This is a genomic window from Streptomyces sp. NA02950, from assembly GCF_013364155.1.
Classification (GTDB): domain Bacteria; phylum Actinomycetota; class Actinomycetes; order Streptomycetales; family Streptomycetaceae; genus Streptomyces.
Genome location: NZ_CP054916.1, coordinates 7,888,985 through 7,905,103, shown reverse-complemented (window position 1 = coordinate 7,905,103; position 16,119 = coordinate 7,888,985). Strand labels below are relative to the sequence as shown.

The 16,119-nt window shown below is 70.7% G+C and carries 12 protein-coding genes and 2 pseudogenes; 6 read left to right on the top strand and 8 right to left on the bottom strand.

The genetic code is table 11. From position 1 onward, the window contains the following. Nucleotides 1–12: 12 nt before the first annotated feature. Nucleotides 13–279: a hypothetical protein gene (locus HUT19_RS34460; protein WP_176184210.1), complete on the bottom strand. Its 267-nt coding sequence runs from the start codon at nt 277–279 to the stop codon at nt 13–15. Nucleotides 280–809: 530 nt separating this feature from the next. Between HUT19_RS34460 and HUT19_RS43485 the strand changes: the two are divergent. Further along, nucleotides 810–1,010: pseudogene (locus HUT19_RS43485) on the top strand (SDR family NAD(P)-dependent oxidoreductase); the annotation flags it as partial. 166 nt (nt 1,011–1,176) lie between these two features. Here HUT19_RS43485 and HUT19_RS43480 read toward each other — a convergent pair. From HUT19_RS43480 to HUT19_RS34445, 3 genes and pseudogenes are all read right to left on the bottom strand, one after another. After that, nucleotides 1,177–1,392, bottom strand: a pseudogene (locus HUT19_RS43480) (ATP-dependent endonuclease); the annotation flags it as partial. A 363-nt stretch (nt 1,393–1,755) separates the two neighbouring features. Next, nucleotides 1,756–1,995 (bottom strand): carotenoid oxygenase family protein, encoded by a 240-nt coding sequence (locus tag HUT19_RS34450; RefSeq protein ID WP_303332624.1) that lies wholly within the window; start codon nt 1,993–1,995, stop codon nt 1,756–1,758. After that, nucleotides 1,992–2,939 (bottom strand): LysR family transcriptional regulator, encoded by a 948-nt coding sequence (locus tag HUT19_RS34445; RefSeq protein ID WP_176184208.1) that lies wholly within the window; start codon nt 2,937–2,939, stop codon nt 1,992–1,994. The genes HUT19_RS34450 and HUT19_RS34445 overlap by 4 nt, the downstream gene beginning before the upstream one ends. Nucleotides 2,940–3,068: 129 nt before the next feature. On the opposite strand from HUT19_RS34445, the gene HUT19_RS34440 reads away from it, so the two are divergent. From HUT19_RS34440 to HUT19_RS34420, 5 genes are all read left to right on the top strand, one after another. Then, nucleotides 3,069–3,980, top strand: coding sequence for an ABC transporter substrate-binding protein (locus tag HUT19_RS34440; RefSeq protein WP_176184206.1), 912 nt, complete (start codon nt 3,069–3,071; stop codon nt 3,978–3,980). Beyond that, nucleotides 3,977–4,927: an amino acid ABC transporter permease gene (locus HUT19_RS34435; RefSeq protein ID WP_176184204.1), complete on the top strand. Its 951-nt coding sequence runs from the start codon at nt 3,977–3,979 to the stop codon at nt 4,925–4,927. Before HUT19_RS34440 ends, HUT19_RS34435 begins: the two co-directional genes overlap by 4 nt. Before the next feature lie 8 nt (nt 4,928–4,935). After that, the gene (locus tag HUT19_RS34430) at nt 4,936–5,688 is read left to right on the top strand and encodes an amino acid ABC transporter ATP-binding protein (protein ID WP_176187636.1); all 753 of its coding nucleotides are present in this window, start codon (nt 4,936–4,938) and stop codon (nt 5,686–5,688) included. Between the two features lie 124 nt (nt 5,689–5,812). Next, complete coding sequence (locus HUT19_RS34425; RefSeq protein WP_176184202.1) at nt 5,813–6,973, top strand: FAD-binding oxidoreductase; 1,161 nt, start codon at nt 5,813–5,815, stop codon at nt 6,971–6,973. A gap of 562 nt (nt 6,974–7,535) precedes the next feature. Beyond that, nucleotides 7,536–8,891, top strand: a complete 1,356-nt coding sequence (locus HUT19_RS34420) for a phosphatase PAP2 family protein (protein ID WP_176187634.1) — start codon at nt 7,536–7,538, stop codon at nt 8,889–8,891. 19 nt (nt 8,892–8,910) lie between these two features. Here the strand turns inward: HUT19_RS34420 and HUT19_RS34415 are convergent, their stop codons facing one another. From HUT19_RS34415 to HUT19_RS34400, 4 genes are all read right to left on the bottom strand, one after another. After that, complete coding sequence (locus tag HUT19_RS34415) at nt 8,911–9,582, bottom strand: CoA transferase (protein WP_176187632.1); 672 nt, start codon at nt 9,580–9,582, stop codon at nt 8,911–8,913. Nucleotides 9,583–9,861: 279 nt separating this feature from the next. Further along, on the bottom strand, nt 9,862–10,911 hold the full coding sequence (locus HUT19_RS34410; RefSeq protein ID WP_176184200.1) for a ThiF family adenylyltransferase: 1,050 nt from the start codon (nt 10,909–10,911) through the stop codon (nt 9,862–9,864). A gap of 4 nt (nt 10,912–10,915) precedes the next feature. Continuing rightward, a complete protein-coding gene (locus tag HUT19_RS34405; protein WP_176184198.1) occupies nt 10,916–11,530 on the bottom strand; it encodes a hypothetical protein in 615 nt (204 codons plus the stop codon). A 280-nt stretch (nt 11,531–11,810) separates the two neighbouring features. Then, nucleotides 11,811–15,956 carry a bifunctional nitrate reductase/sulfite reductase flavoprotein subunit alpha gene (locus HUT19_RS34400; protein WP_176184196.1) on the bottom strand — a complete coding sequence of 1,382 codons (4,146 nt, stop codon included), beginning with the start codon at nt 15,954–15,956 and terminating at the stop codon, nt 11,811–11,813. Between the last annotated feature and the right edge of the window lie 163 nt (nt 15,957–16,119).

The window sequence follows — 16,119 nt, the reverse complement described above, 5'->3', positions numbered from 1 at the left end:
TCATAGAGGTGTTCACCGGGCTGCGTCCGCGTCAGTTCCAGCGCCTGGTGCGGGCCGCCCACCGCGAGGGCGGCCGGGCTCTCCACGTTCAGGACGGGTCGCCAGGGCGAGCACGGCCGCCCCCGCCACCGGCGCCCGGCCGGACCGCACCGCCGCCAGCTCGAAGAGGACGACGGCAGCCAGCACCTTCGGCGCCGGCACGATGCCGGCGTCCAGCCGGTGCGCGGCCACCAGCAGTGCGGTCGCGACCGCCAGTGCCGTCCCCGGCCGGCGGCTCACGACCGCGCACGGTATGAGTCCGCAAGCCGCGAGCGCCCACTCGGTGGCATTTCCTCGGTCGGTGCAGTAGCAGCAGATCGCCGGCAAGGGCGACGGACATCAGCAGCGCCCGAGCCACCGCGTAACGCTCGTCGAAGGCGCGCTCCAGCCATGGGGGATTCACCAGGCCGACGATAGGCGCAGCCCGGAACGCCGGACTCCTGCGACGGGAGGAGGCCCGCTCCTCCTTCAGGCCGCCGATCACGGCCCGCGGAGGGAGGACTGGGCGGGCCGCGCCCGGCGAGGGTTGCGGCATGGCCACCAGTAGAGACGAGGCGGACGGGGACGGCATGAACGGCACGAGCGATGAAAGAGACAAGAGCGGCCTGAGTAGCGTGAAAGGCATGAACGGCGTGCGCGTGAGCGGGTCCGGCGCGAGCGGCCACCGGGCCGCCGCCGGGGCGGCACGGGCAGAGGAGGCCGGGCACGACGGGGGGCGCGCGCGGGCGTCCGAGCCGGAGTTCGGCCGGCGGGCCCTACTTGGCGGCCCCATGCTGGGCCTGGCAGGGGCGGCCGCGGCGACGGCGCTGGGAGCCTCGGGCCGCGCCGCGGCCGCCCCCCGCGGGCGCCGCGGGGCAGGCCGGTTCGCGGGCAGGACGGTGCTGATCACCGGCGCGACCTCCGGCATCGGCCGGGCGGCGGCGAAGGCGTTCGCCGCCGAGGGCGCCCGCGTGGGCTTCTGCGGCCGGCGGGTGGAGTGGGGCACGGCGGCGCGACCGCGGGCCGCAGGATGGTCCAGCCCCCGCGCGGCTGACCCGGCACGCGGGTACGCCGCCGGGTCCCAGGCGGACCCGGCATCGGGCCCCGCCAGCGCGGTCGCCTCCGTCGCGCAGCCCCAGGCGACGGGGACGCCCGCGTCATCGCACCGCCCATCGGCAGGACGCAGACTCCTTCGTCCGCCAGGTCCCGGCCGCGGCGCGCGGCCAGCGCACTGACCGCCGCGACATCGCTCGGCCCTCCGAGCAGGACAGCTGCCCGGACGGGCAGCCGCGCGGCCGGCTCACGCGCGGGATCGCCGGGACCACCGGCTGCCCACGTGATGACCGCCTCCCGGCACGACCCCATGTCAGCCACGAGAGGAGTCTCCGCCCTTTCCGGCCGGCACGGTAGCTGATTTCCGCCGCGCGTCGATCGGCTCCGAGGCCAGCGGCGTGAGGTGCTTCACGAAAAAGGATGACGTGGTGCGAGTCTGGGTACGCGCGGCCTGATCACCGCTTGAGACACCGATGTAATCGGTACAGATAGGGCGAAAACATCGCCGGAGAGGAGTCGATATGTCGTCGAAGCGACGTCGTAAGAAGAAGGCCCGTCGTAAGAACGGAGCCAACCACGGCAGCCGCCCCCAGTCCTGACCGGAGGCACGCCACCGAGTGACACCGACGGGCTCCCCGAACACGTGGCGCCACTGCGCCCGAGCGCGGGGAGCCCCGTCGGCGTTCAGCGGGCGCTGCCGTCCAGGGCGCTGTCGGGGATCCAGGAGCCGTGAAGTCCGGCGCCCACGCGCTGGGGCAGGTGGACGGTGGCGACGCGGTCGAGACCGGAGGCATCGAGGACCAGCAGCTGCGAGGCGTCCTGCTCGAGGTCGAAGACGACGGTCAGCAGATAGCCGTCGTCCTCCCGGCCGGCTTTCTCAGGAGACCCAGCACACCGGGTCGGCCCCCGACCGGCCCCGCTCAGCGCACACTCCTTTCCTCTTCACTCCGCTCCGGCAGGGCCGCCGCCGCGGTGTGCAGGAGGGCGATGGCTTGAGGGAGGAAGGGGTTGGGGTCGGTGGTACGTCGGGTGGCATAGACCCGACGGGTGTGGGCGGGGTCGGTGAGCCGGACGAGGCGGGTGCCGGAGGTGTCGGGTGAGGTGGCGGCGTCCACGATGGCAAGTTCCGGTGCGATCGCCACTCCCAGGCCCTGGCGGACCAGTTCGTAGGGCAGGTTGTAGTCGTTCGTACGGAAGAGCACCTCGGGCAGAAAGCCGCCGGCCGCGCAGATGTGGCGCAGGCAGCGAGCGGCGTCCGTGTCCTCGTGGTAGCTGATCCAGCGCTCGTCCCGCAGGTCGGCGAGGCGGATATGCGGCCGGCCGGCGAGGGGGTGTCCCGCGGGGAGGAGAAGGTAGAGCGGCTCTTCCCGCACCAGGGTGTGTTCCAGGCCCTCGGGCCAGCTGTGCGGGACCACCCCGTACTCGAAGATGACGGCGAGATCCAGCCGCCCCTCCAATACCGCGGGCACGGTGACCTGCGGGTCGCCTTCCTCGTAGCGGACGTCGACCTCGGGCCGGTCGCGGAGGAACCCCGTCAGCACCGTCGGCACCAGCCGGAACCCCGCGGACCAGAAGCTGCCCAGGCGCAGTCGCCCTCGCTCGGCGGCGGCGTAGCCGCGCATCTCGTTCTCCGTCGCCGCCAGGTCGGCCAGCAGCTGTCCCGCGCGCCGGGCGAGCTGGAGCCCGGCCGGAGTGGGCCGCACGCTGCGCGGTGAGCGCTCGAAGAGCGGGACGCCCAGGGCGCGCTCGACGGTGGAAATCTGCTGGGAGATGGCGGAGGGCGTGTAGCCGAGGCGCTGGGCGGCCGTACGGAACGAGCCTGCGTCGACCACCTCGCATATCGCCTGGAGCTGCGGCGGAGTCAGCATCAGCTGAACTTAACACACTGCTCGGAAACGTTCATTCTCCCTGTTCTTGCCCGGGTCACCGGCATCCCGCACATTGGGTGTCCACCAGCCCCAGCCGGTCCCTGACCAGCAGCCCAGAAGGGAGGCACCGTGCCCGGAAGGCATGCGCGGGCCCGCGCCACCGCATATCCCCTCGTGCTCGCGGCGCTGCTCGTGTTGACCGTGACGGCCTGTGGTGGCACCGCGACCGTCAATCAGTCCAAGGTGCCCGAGCAGCGCGTCGACCCCGCACTCCGCACCCTGCTCCCCCAGGACATTCGCGACAAAGGTTCCCTCGCTTCGGCTGTCGGCAACGACTACCCGCCACTGTCCCTCCTGGACATCGACAACAAGACCGTCATCGGCGCCGAACCCGACCTCATTCGAGCGATCGGCCAGATCCTCGGCGTCCGCGTGCACCTGGTGCAGGCGAACTTCGACAGCATCATCGGCGGGGTCCGGTCGAACCGCTACGACGTGGCGATCCAGGCCATGCTCGACAAGAAGGAACGCCAGGCCCAGGTCACCTTCGTCGATTACATGAAGACCAGCAGCTCGATCCTCGCCTCCGAGAAGGCGGCCGGGAACATCCGCTCCCTCACCAGTCTGTGCGGCAGCCAGGTCGCCGTCGAGCAGGGCACCTCGCAGGTGGACGATGTGGCGGCGCAGGCCGAGAAGTGCGCGGCGGACGGCAAGCCGGAGCTGGAGAAGCTGGTCTTCCCCGACTCGGTCGGCTGCTTCCAGGCGCTGTCCACGGGCCGCGCCGACGCGTTCGTCGGCGGCACCCCCACCGTCATCTACCAGGCGGAGATGTCGCACGGCAGGTTCCGTACGGCCGGTGAGCCGTATCGCTTCCTGCCCTACGGAATCCTGATCAACAAGGAGGAACGGACCTTGGTACGGGCTGTCCGCGGGGCCATGCAGAAACTCATCGACAACGGCACCTACGCGAAGATCCTCAAGCAGTGGAACATCACGTCCGGGGCCCTGAAGCGCGCCACGGTGAACGGGGGCGCGGCATGACCGAGACCCTCACCCGGGCGGGCTCCGGCGGGGCCGGTTCCAGCGGCGCCGCCGAGTCCCTGCGCGCCGTCCCGGTGCGCCGTCCAGGGCTGCGCGTCGCCGCGGTCCTGGTGACCTTCCTGCTGGTCTTCCTCCTGGAGGGCTGGATCACCAATCCCCGTATGCAGTGGGGAACCGTCGGGGAGTTCCTCTTCTCGCCGGTGATCATGGAGGGACTGCGGACCACGCTGCTGCTGACGGCCCTCGCCATGGCACTCGGTATCGTCGGCGGTGTTCTCCTCGCCGTCCTGCGGATGTCCGCCAACCCGATGCTGTCCCGGCTGAGCTGGTGCTACATCTGGCTCTTCCGCGGCACCCCGCTGCTGGTCCAGCTCCTCTTCTGGTACTTCCTCTCCGCGGTCGTCCCCACCATCGGCGTCGGTATTCCCTGGGGACCGACGTTCGTGGAGGCCGACACCAACGTCCTCATCACCCAGCTCACCGCCGCCGTCCTGGGCCTCGGGCTGCACGAGGCGGCGTACATGGCCGAGATCGTCCGCGCGGGCATCACCTCCGTCGACGACGGCCAGAGCGAGGCCGCCCAGGCGCTGGGCATGTCCCGCGGACAGACCCTGCGCCGCATCGTGCTGCCGCAGGCGCTGCGCATCATCATCCCGCCCACCGGCAACCAGGCGATCTCCATGCTGAAGACCACCTCGCTGGTTTTCGCCATCGCCGTGCCCGAGCTGCTGACCTCCATCCAGGGCATCTACTCACGCAACTTCCAGCAGGTTCCGCTGCTGGTCGTCGCCTGCTTCTGGTACCTGGTGGCAACCTCCGTGCTCAACGTCGGCCAGTACTACCTGGAACGGCGCTTCGGCCGCGGTGCCGGCCGCGACCTGCCGCCCACCCCGCTCCAGCGGCTGCGCGCAGCGGCCCGGAACCACCGTGAGGAGAGCGCACGTTGACATCAGCCGTGATCAGAGCCGAGGGCGTGCACAAGAGCTTCGGCCGGACGGACGTGCTCAAGGGCATCGACCTGACAGTCGACCCCGGCGAGGTGATGTGCCTGGTGGGCCCCTCCGGCTCCGGCAAGTCCACCTTCCTGCGCTGCATCAACCATCTGGAGACCATCGACCGGGGACGCCTGTACGTCCGCGACGAGCTCGTCGGCTACGAAGAGCGGGACGGCAAGCTGTACGAGCTGAGCGACAAGGCCGTCTCCCGGCGCCGCCGGGGCATCGGCATGGTCTTCCAGCGATTCAACCTCTTTCCGCACATGACGGCGCTGGAAAACGTCATCGAGGCCCCCGTCCAGGTCAGGAAGGAACCGAAGGAACGGGCACGCGAACGCGGCGCGAAGCTGCTCGACCGCGTCGGCCTCGCCGACAAGACACACAGCTACCCCGCCCAGCTCTCCGGCGGCCAGCAGCAACGGGTGGCCATTGCCCGCGCTCTGGCGATGCGGCCCGAACTCATGCTCTTCGACGAACCCACCTCCGCGCTCGACCCCGAACTCGTCGGCGAGGTGCTGGAGGTGATGCGAGCGCTCGCCGAGGACGGCATGACCATGGTCGTCGTCACCCACGAGATGGGCTTCGCCCGGGAAGTCGGCGACTCGCTGGTGTTCATGGACGACGGAGCCGTTGTCGAGACCGGCCCGCCGGCGGACGTGCTGAGCGACCCGCGCCACGAACGCACCCGCGCCTTCCTCAGCAAGGTTCTCTGAAGCAAGGTTTTCCGACCACCCCGGGCACCCCGAGCATCCTGGGCATCCCGGGTATCCCGGGCATCCCGGGCAAGGACTGGGCTGACCCCACCCCCCATCTCTGACTGTGACCGAAGGACTCTCCATGACCCGTGCCCTCGTCATCGGCGCCGGAGTGATAGGCGCCGCCACCGCCCACCGTCTGGCCGAGGCAGGCGTCAGCGTCACCGTGCTCGAGGCCGGCGGCCGCACACCGGGCACCTCCAGCGCCACCTTCTCCATCGACGTCACGCATCTGAAGACCCCCCACTCCTACTTCCTGCTCAACCAGCGCAGCGCCGCGCTCCACCGGGAACTGGAGGAGGAGATCCATGGCGAAACGGGAGCCCCCGGCTGGCGCCACCCCGCGCCGCTCGTCCAGTGGGGCCACACCGAGGAGGATCAGCGCATCCTCCGCGCACGTGCCGAGCGCCTCGCCAGCTGGGGGCACCCCTGCCGGACGGCCGACCCCGACGAACTGCGCACTCTCGCCCCTGCCGTCGACCCCGCCTCCTGCCGCGCCACCGAACTCGTCGTGCACGACGCCGCCGCCTGGTACGACGCGCCCCTCTTCGCACACACCCTTCTCGACCGGGCCGCGGCCCTGGGCGCCGACATCCGCTACGACACTCCTGTCACCGCCCTCCTGCTGGACGGCGAACGGGTGCGGGGAGCCGAGGCGCGGGGCCGGCGCTTCGAGGCCGACCACGTCGTCAACTGTGCGGGCCCCGACGCCGGGCGCATCGCCGAACTGGCCGGTGTACGGCTGCCGCTGCGTCAGATCCCCGGTCTGGTGGGCGAGTCCGTCCCGCTCGCCGAGCCGCTGCGCGCCATCGTCGCGACCTCCGGCGTCGATCTGCGCCCCGCCCCGGGCAACCGGGTCTGCGCCATCTCCTGGCCGGTCGACGCCCTCCTCGCCCCGACCCCGGCAACTGATGTGCCGCCCGAAGCGGACCTCCTCAGCCGATGCGCCGCGATCCTGCCCGCCTTCCGCTCCCTCGGAGGTACCCGGGTCGGAGTCCGCCCCGTTCCCGAAGACGGCCTTCCCCTGGTCGGCCCGCACCTCCACGCTCCCGGTCTCTACACCGTCACCACCCACAGCGGCGTCACCCTCGCCCCGCTCCTCGCCGCCCTCGCCGCCGAGGAACTCACCACCTCCACCCCCGACCCCACCCTGACTCCGTACCGCCCCGACCGCGACACCTCACACCCCATCCGGGACGAAAGCCTGGCCGTGATGAGCGGACACCGCGCTGAGGCCGGTTGAGGGCGGTCGAGCGCGCCGCGCGACGTCGCGCCGCGCGCCGCACGGCTGCCGGCCTGGGCCTGGGACCGAGGCCGCGTACGGTGCGGCCGTGGACAGCCCCGATAGCGGCTGTGCGACGCGTTTTCGCAGGTGAGCAGGGCGCATCTCCTCACAGGACGCCAGTTGGGCGCGTGATTTGGGCAGGACATGAGCAGACGGGGATCACTACTATGCATGAGTGCTCTCATACGACGACTTGACGCCATCGAAGCGTGCGCTGTGGGTGCCGGACAGCCGCTGGAGCCATCGGCCAACCCGTGACGCCGCCCTCGATGTCCGCCGGGCGTCGAGGGCTTCACCGTCATCCCCGAGAGGCCGGACCATCGAGCACCGTTGCGGCTGGCCTTCGTGCCGCTCGTGACCAGCGAAGCCACCCGTACCGCTCCGATGGCATGATCGGACCCACGACGAACGCCCTCCGCCCATCCTTCACAGAAAAATCCACACCATCCGACGCGAAGAGTCACCTCTTCGGGCAATATCTACTAAATCGGCCAAACAAGTGATTCCTATAGCATCGCGGATGTTTTCGCGAGTAAAACGCAGAATCGGGTTCGCCACGTGGCGTCAACCACGGGCGATCCTGTGGGTCGTGGCGGGTGTGGTGACCCTCGGAATGCTCATCGCGCTGGAGATCGCCGCGCGTCGGTACGGCGGCCAACCGGGGCCGATCACCACCCAGGCGCAAGAGGTGGTACTCGCCCCCAAACCGGGGCCGCTGTACGCCGGTCTGGCGTTGATGATGGTGGTGCTCACCTGGCGGCAACGGTTCATCGCGGCTGGTGCCGCGATCGGCATCGACGTCGTCTTCGTGCTGGTGCGGTGGGCGGTCGACGTCAAGGTGGCCGCCGACCACCTTTTCGGAAACGGCGCGTTGTGGGTGATGTTGGGCTGTGCGGTCATCGCTGTCACGCGCCGCACCGGCCGGGAACGTGCGCTGCTGCTGAAGGGCGTCGGGCTGGGTCTGCTGCTGGTGGCCGGCCGCAAGACGGGCGATACCTGGCTGCTCATCACGTCCAAGACCCGCCCGGCGGTGCTCGACCCGTACCTGGCAACCGCCGATCACGCGCTGGGCGACCCGTCGTGGGTGGCGGGCCGGATCCTCAAGGCCACCGGTCCGATCGGTACCCATCTTCTCGACTGGGTCTACGGTGAGCTCGCGGTGGCCGCGATCGTCGTCACGCTGTACCAGCTGCGTCACGTGGGGGTCGAACGCCGCTTCCCGCGCCATCATCTGGTGCGCACCTTCCTGGTGATCGGCCTCCTCGGACCTGCCATTTACATGATCTTCCCGGTGGTCGGACCGATCTTCGCCTACGGTCCGGGCACCTCCGGCACCGGCGGCGTGGAATGGGCGGTGGCCAACCTGTGGCCGCACACGCCGCCGCCACTCGCTGTCCCGCACCCGGTGTCCTACGACGCGATCACGCCTCGCAACTGCATGCCCAGCCTGCACACGGCGTGGGCTACCGCGATCTTCATTCATTCCCGCAAGGGCCCACGGATGCTGCGCTTCGCGGGAACGTTCTGGCTGGTTGCCACGCTCGGCGCAACGCTGGGCTTCGGATACCACTACGGCGTGGATCTCCTTGCCGGGGTGGTGTTCGCGCTCACGATCGAGGCAGGGCTGCGTGCGTTCGACCGTGGCTGGGACCGGTCAGCAATCCAGCTGGTCACCTACGGCTCAACGGTCTTCGCCGCACTCCTGGTGGCGTATCGCTATCTGCCGGTGGAGATGGCCGAACACCCGTGGGTGTCCGGTCCCCTTCTCCTGCTGGCGATGGCCTCAGTGATCTACGGCTACGTACGGACCACCAAAGCGTGGGAACCGAAGGCCGTACCAGCGTGGCAGCCGGAACCTCAACCCGAACTGGTGTGATGCACGTTGTGACCCGGACCTACGACGGCATCGCGACCGGGAACGGCAGGAGCGGGCCCGCGGTCGGGTGGTCGACGGTGCGGCCGGACGCCTCCACCGCCTCCAGCGGCGGCAGGACCCGGGCCACCGGGACGCCCGCCCCCGCCGGTTCCGCCAGTACGGTCGTGGCATCGCGGGTGGCCAGGGCCGCGGCCACCGCCGCGTTGATCCCGTCCACGGCCTCCTCCCGCGCCCGGTACGCCGACCAGCGCGGCTCCGCCCACTCGGCGAGACCAAGCGTCCGGACCAGTCGCCCGAAGAAGTGGTCCTCGATGGCCCCGATCGCGATCGCCGTCCCGTCCACGCAGGTGAAGGTGTGGTAGCCGGGCCTTTCCAAGGCCATCGCCCGCTGGTCGTCCAGTGCGGTGAGGCCCGCGTGATGGAACGGGCCCAGCCGTGCGTTCAGCCAGTGGGAGAGGCAGTCGCGGATGGACACGTCCAGGTGGCGCCCCTTGCCGGTGCTCGTCCGCTCGTGCACCGCGGCCAGCAGGGCGGACATGGCGGCGCACAGATCGGCGACCGGCACCCCGGGGCCCCACGCGGGCGGTCCGCCCGACGTGCCCGACAGCGCCACCACACCGGCGTGAGCCGCGTACGTCACGTCGTGGCCGGGTTCGCCGGCGAGCGGGCCGGACTGGCCGAAGCCGGAGATCGAGACGTAAGGCTCGGCCGCGCACCGCGGCGTCGCCGCCCTCCACGCACACCCCGGCCGGCTCGGCGCCGGTCACCTCGCAGTCGTCCGCGAGCAGTTCGGCCCGCTCCGTCACCCGCATCCCGCACTCGGGACTGTCGGCGACGGTGCGGCCGCGCACCCGGGCGCGGGCTCCGCCCGCCCAGGTGCAGGGCGGTGCAGGCGGTGTCGCGCACGGTGCGGCCGGTCAGCGACACATCGGCCGCACCGACCGCGTACAGCCCGTTGGCGAAGGCCGTCTCACCCGGTCACATACCGGGTGTAGAGGGCCTTGGCCCGGTTCACCCCGCCCGCGCCGTGGATCAGCGTTCGGCCGCTGGCGAATGCCACGATGCGGCAACCGTCGATGTCGACCCGCACACACTCGGGCCAGGAGCGCAGCGAGGGGTTCGCGCCATGCCGCTGCCTCAGGCGGTCCAGATCCGGGGCGGCCGCCGGGGCGTACAGCAGTACGGTGTCGTCGCCGCACAACTGACGTGTCATTGTGCGGTACTCGCCGCGCAGATAGCCGAAATCCCTGTCTCCGCAGGTGGGACACGCCTGTGGACCGGTGCCGAACGCGGGCAGCGGGACGCGGCGCAGCACGGCGTGCCAGACGTCGATACGCACCAGGCCGGACACTTCGGTGGCGTCCAGGCCAAGGAGCAGTTTCAACGCCTCGGTCGCCTGCAAGCCGGCCACGGTGGCCACGGTCGACGGCAGCACCCCTCGCGTCTCACACGTCATCCGGCTCGCCGATTCGCTCGGTGTGGGCCAAAGACAGCGAAGGCAGTGGGTCACCCCGGGGACGACCGCCAGAACCGAGCCCTCGGTGCCGGCACAGCCTCCGTAGACCAGCGGGGTCCCCGTTGCGACCGCGACATCGTTGAGCAGCAGCTTGGTCTCAAAGTTGTCGGCACCGTCCACCAGCACGTCGGTCCCGGAGGCCAGCCGAAGGGCATTGCCCGGTGTGAAGTCGGCGACGACGCCTTCGACGCGGCAGTCCGCGTTGACGCCGAGCAGATGCGCTGCCGCCGCCTCCGCCTTGAACCGCCGTGCGGCCGCGTCCTGTTCGGTGTAAAGGATCTGGTGGCTGAGGTTGCGCACTTCGACGATGTCACGGTCGATGACACGGACCGTTCCCACGCCACCGCGCACGAGATGTGACGCCACCGCCGCACCGAGGGCTCCGCATCCCACCACCAGGGCGCTGCGGTCCGCCAGCTGTGCGAAGTCCGCCGAACGAAGCTCCGCGACACGCTCGACGGTGGCGTACCGACCGTCCAGGGCCGTGGTGTCCGTGTGCGACACCCCGTCAGGCTCCGGCAAAGAGCGCCCCGTCGACCTCGCGCAACTCCCCGAACAGCTGGGCTCGACCGGTTGCCAGACCACCCGCGGCGGCCACGGCGTCCAGGTTGTCCAGACTCTGCAGCCGCACCCAGAGTTCCTCCTGTGCGTCGGCTGCCGCGAGAGCCGGGCGGAGGACCTGAGCCGACACGACCCCGGGGACCTCTCGCACGGCTTGCAGGCAGGACTCCGGCTGCCCCGATCCGTCGGGCCGGCAGGGAGCGAGCAGGTGAATCGCTCCCTGCCCATTGAGATGGCCCTCGTCACCATCGACGAAGCCGAGTACCCGCGCATGCGCGACCGTGCGGGCTTTGAACCACTTGGAGCGCGTCTTGCGCCATCCTCCCTCACCGGACGCCATGACGCGGTCGATCGTGGAGAGGGTGTTGAGCGTGTCGATGTCCACTCGCAACTGGTATTCGAACGGGCCGCCCAAGGCTAAAGCGCCGCGCAGGAGCAGGAATCCCCTCACCCCGGGGATGCTGTCCCATAGAGACGGCCAGGTGCGCACCGCCTCCTCCAGGAATCGACTCGCCTCGTCGCCGCGCAGCGCCAGGTTGAATCCGAGCACGTAGCTGTACATGTTCTCGCCTTCGTCGGTCGCCTTCGTGGATCGTCTTCGTGGATCGTCTTCGTGGATCGTCTTCGTTGGTTGCCTGAGTGGGGCCGGGGAACCGATCTGCGGATGCCGAGGCCCGCGCGCATCCCGCCCGTTGCGCATCGTGTCGGCCCCACGCGAGCGGGACAATTCTTCTGGCGGGGGATTCACCCGGATGGCCGTGTCGATCCGAATGCGCGGACGTCGGGGAGCTGTTCGGTTGCGGCATCGCCGGGACACGCCCCGGGCCCCCACCCGCCCGTGGTCAGTACACGTCGCGCACGTAGCGCTTGTCCGTGGCGAGTTGTTTGACGTACGCCGCCGCCGCTGCCTCCTCCAGGCCGCCATGGAGGGTGGCGATCTCCCGCAGGGCCTGGTCGACGTCCTTGGCCATGCGGGAGGCGTCACCGCACACGTAGAAGTGGGCGCCGTCCTGGAGCCAGGACCACAGCAGCGGCCCGTGCTCCCGCATCCGGTCCTGGACGTAGACCTTGGCCCGCTGGTCGCGGGAGAAGGCGGTGTCCAGGCGGGTGAGGGTGCCCTCGGCGAGGAACGCGGACAGCTCCTCCTCGTAGTAGAAGTCGGTCGCCTCGTGCTGTTCGCCGAAGAACAGCCAGTTCGGGGCACGATGGCCGCGGGCCCGGCGTTCCTCCAGGAAGCCGATGAAGGGTGCGATGCCCGTGCCGGGGCCCACCATCACCGCCGGTGTGGCGGGGTCGGCGGGCGGGCGGAAGTGCGGCGCCCGCTGGACACGGACCGGCACCGGGGCGGCGGGCTCGGCGTCGGCGAGGAAGGGCGAGCACACACCCTGACGGGGGCGGCCGCCCAGGCTCTCGTAGCGGACGACGGAGACCGTCAGCGACACCAGGTGGGGATCGGTCAGGGGGCTGGAGGATATGGAGTACAGACGGGGTCGCAGACGTCCCAGCGCGTCGGCCCACTCCTGTGCCCCGGCCCGGATGCCGAACTCGGCGACCACGTCGACGGCCTGGCGCCCCCAGGACCACTGCGCCAACTCGCCCTTGTTGTCGGGGCGCAGCAGCTTGCGCAGGTCGCGCGGGTCGCGGGCGCGGTCGGCGGCGAAACGCAGCAGAGCGGAGGAAACGCGCGTGATGTCCAGGTGGCGCAGCAGGGCCTCGGAGAAGGGCACGTCCCCGACGCCCTTGACCTGAACGGTCGCGTCCGCGTCCAGCCCGGTGACGGCCAGCCACTCCGTCACCAGACTCGGCCAGTTGACCGGGTGTACCGCCAGGGCGTCGCCGGTCTCGTAGACCAGCGGGGTGTCGCTGTCCCGGGCGTCGAAGGTGAAGCGCCGGACCTCTTTGCCCGCCCCGGGCCGGCTCAACAGGCGGTTGCCGGTGAGGCGGGCGGTGACGGGGGCGGGACGGCTCGGCCGGGGGGCGGCGGGGGTGGCGCGGTCCGGAGCGGGTGCCGGCTGCTCGGTGACCTTCAACGCGGTGAGGACCCGGTCGAGCCAGCCTCCGGCGTCGGTCTCGTAATCCGGTTCGCAGTCGGTGCGCGGGACCAGCCGTACCGCGTCCAGCTCCTCCATGCGCCGGTCGAGGCGACGGCCGTGGCCGCAGAAGTCGTCGTAGGAGGAGTCGCCGAGCGCCAGGACGGCGTATCGCCTGCCCTTCAGGCGCGTGGCGTCGGGTGAGGCGAGGGCGTCCCAGAACCCGGCTCCGTTGTCCGGGGCGTCGCCATCACCGAAGGTGCTCGTGATCAGCAGCAGATCGGCGCCGGACGGCAGCGCGGCAGGGTTCGCCTCCTCCATGGGCAGCAGGGAGGCGGGGTGGCCCTCCGCGGTGAGCCGCTCCGCCGCGGCGGTCGCGAACTCCTCGGCGTTCCCGGTCTGCGACGCCCAGAGGATCACAACCTGGCCGCGAGGAGCGTCCGGGGACGGGGCGGACGACCGCGGGGAGCCGCCGGTGTCGAGCTCGGTGGCAGACGTCGCGTCGGTCCTGGAGTACATCCCGGCCAGCACGCCGTTCACCCACACGGCATGCTCCGGGCTGAACGGGGCGTCCGGCGGCAGCACCGGCACCCCCGGGCCGCCGGACGGGATACCGGCGAGGAAGCCGGTCAGATACCGGCGCTCGTGTTCGGCCAGGACCGGCGGCGGCGCGGGTTCCAGCCCGAACGGGGCGGGAACGGAAGCGGTGGGAAGTGCGGCGGGCGGTGGCGGGGTCACCGCCGACGCCGGGGCCGCCGTCTCCGCGCCCACCAGGGCCGGAGCCCGTACCGTCACCGGGGTGGCCACCTTGGTCAGCGAAACCGCGGACACCTTGAACTCGGGCTGGAACGACAGTGGGTCGACGGCGTCGCTGGTCACGGCGTTGACGCTCAGGTACTCCCCGAACAGGTCGTTCCAGTGGAACGGCACGAAGCAGCAGCCCGGCCGCACCCGGTCGGTGACCACCGCGGGCAGCACGGCCTGCCCGCGCCGCGAGGTGACCCTCACCGAATCCCCCTCGGCGAGGCCCAGCCCGGCGGCGTCCTGCGGATGCACCTCCACGAAGGGACCGGGGTTGAGCTTGTTCAGCTTGGCGACCTTGGCCGTCTTGGTCAGGGTGTGCCACTGGTGCTGGAGGCGGCCGGTGTTGAGCACGTACGGGTAGTCGTCGTCGGGCATCTCCGCCGCCGGGATGTGCGGGCGGGCGTAGAAGACCGCACGGCCGCTCGCGGTCGGGAAGGTCGGCGAGCCGTCCTCGCCGACGTACCGGACCGGATTGCGGTCGGCCCCCTCCGCACTCGCCGCCGGCCACTGCACGGGCGTGGTACGCAGCCGCTCGTAGCTCACACCGCGCAGGTCCCAGCCGGTCGCCGGGTTCCAGGCGCGCTTGATCTCCTCGAAGACCTCCTCGGCGCTGTCGTACGCAAAACCCTTCTCGTAACCCATCGCACGGGCCACGCCCGCGATGATCCGCCAGTCCGCCATTGCCTCGCCGGGCGGATCGACGGCGGGCCGGGCGAGCGTGAGATTGCGCTCGCTGTTGATCAGGACGCCCTCGGTCTCGGTCCACATCGCGCCGGGCAGCACAACATCGGCGTACGCGTTCGTCTCCGTCTCGGCGAACACGTCCTGCGCAACGACGAACTCGGCGGTCTCCAGACCCTCGATGACCGTCTTGCGGTTCGCGACGGAGGCGACCGGGTTGGTGCAGATGATCCAGCACGCCTTGATCTCTCCGTCGACCATCTTCTGGAACATCTCGACCGTGCCCTTGCCGACGCCGTCCGCTCGCAGGGCTCCCGGCTCCAGCTCCCACAGTTCCTCGACGAAGGCCCGGTCCGCGTCGGCGAGCACGGACCGCTGCCCGGGCAGCCCCGGCCCCATGTAGCCCATCTCCCGGCCGCCCATGGCGTTGGGCTGGCCGGTCAGGGAGAACGGCCCGCTGCCCGGGCGGCAGATCGCGCCGGTGGCGAGATGCAGGTTGACCAGGGCGTTGGTGTTCCAGGTGCCGTGTGTGGACTGGTTCAGGCCCATCGTCCAGCAGCTCATCCATTCCCCGGCCTCGCCGATCAGCCGGGCTGCCTCGTGGATGCTGCCCTCCGGGATGCCGGTGATCTCCGCAACGGTGGCGGGCGGGTAGTCGGCGAGGAAGGCGGGCATCGCCTCCCAGCCCTCGGTGTGGCCGGTGATGAACTCGGTGTCGGTGTGGCCATTCGCGTGCAGCAGGTGCAGCAGCCCGTTGAGCAGCGCGAGGTCCGTACCCGGCTTGATCTGGAGGAACAGATCGGCCTTGTCGGCGGTGGCGGTGCGCCGCGGGTCGACGACGATCAGCTTGGCGCCCGCCGACTTCATCCGGTCCATCATCCGCAGGAAAAGAATGGGGTGGCAGTCGGCCATGTTGGAGCCGATGACGAAGAACACCTCGGCCCTGTCGAAGTCCTGGTACGAGCCGGGCGGCCCGTCCGCGCCAAGCGACAGCTTGTAACCGGTGCCGGCGCTGGCCATGCACAGGCGGGAGTTCGACTCGATCTGATTCGTCCGGATGAAGCCCTTGGCCAGCTTGTTCGCCAGGTACTGCGCCTCGAGGCTCAGCTGCCCGGAGACGTAGAGGGCGACCGCGTCGGGGCCGTGCTCATCGAGGGTCGCGCGCAGACGGCGGGCGGTCTCGTCGATGGCGGCCGCCACGGGCGCGGGCTGTGGCTCCTCGCCACGGTCCGGCCGGATGAGCGCGGTGCTCAGGCGTCCCGGGGCGGCGAGCATGTCCGCGGTCGTCGCACCCTTGGTGCACAGCCGGCCGAAGTTCGCCGGGTGCTCCTTGTCCCCCGTCGCCTTCAGAACCGTACGCCGCCCGTCCGGTCCCCTGCCGACGTCGAGGACCATGCCGCAGCCCACCCCGCAGTACGAGCACACCGTCCGCACCTTCGTCGTGCCCTCACTCCGCGAACCCGGCGCGGCCACGGGCGCCTCCCTTGCTGTGCTCGGTCCCGATCCCACTCCTCGTGACGGTATGAAGCGCTCATTACGCGGGTGTCTCCGCACCCGCTCATCAGGGGTTAAGCCCACCGCACAGGGCCTGGCCGACAGGTGTGAGCAGGAGGCCGGCCCGGCTCACACCGCCGTA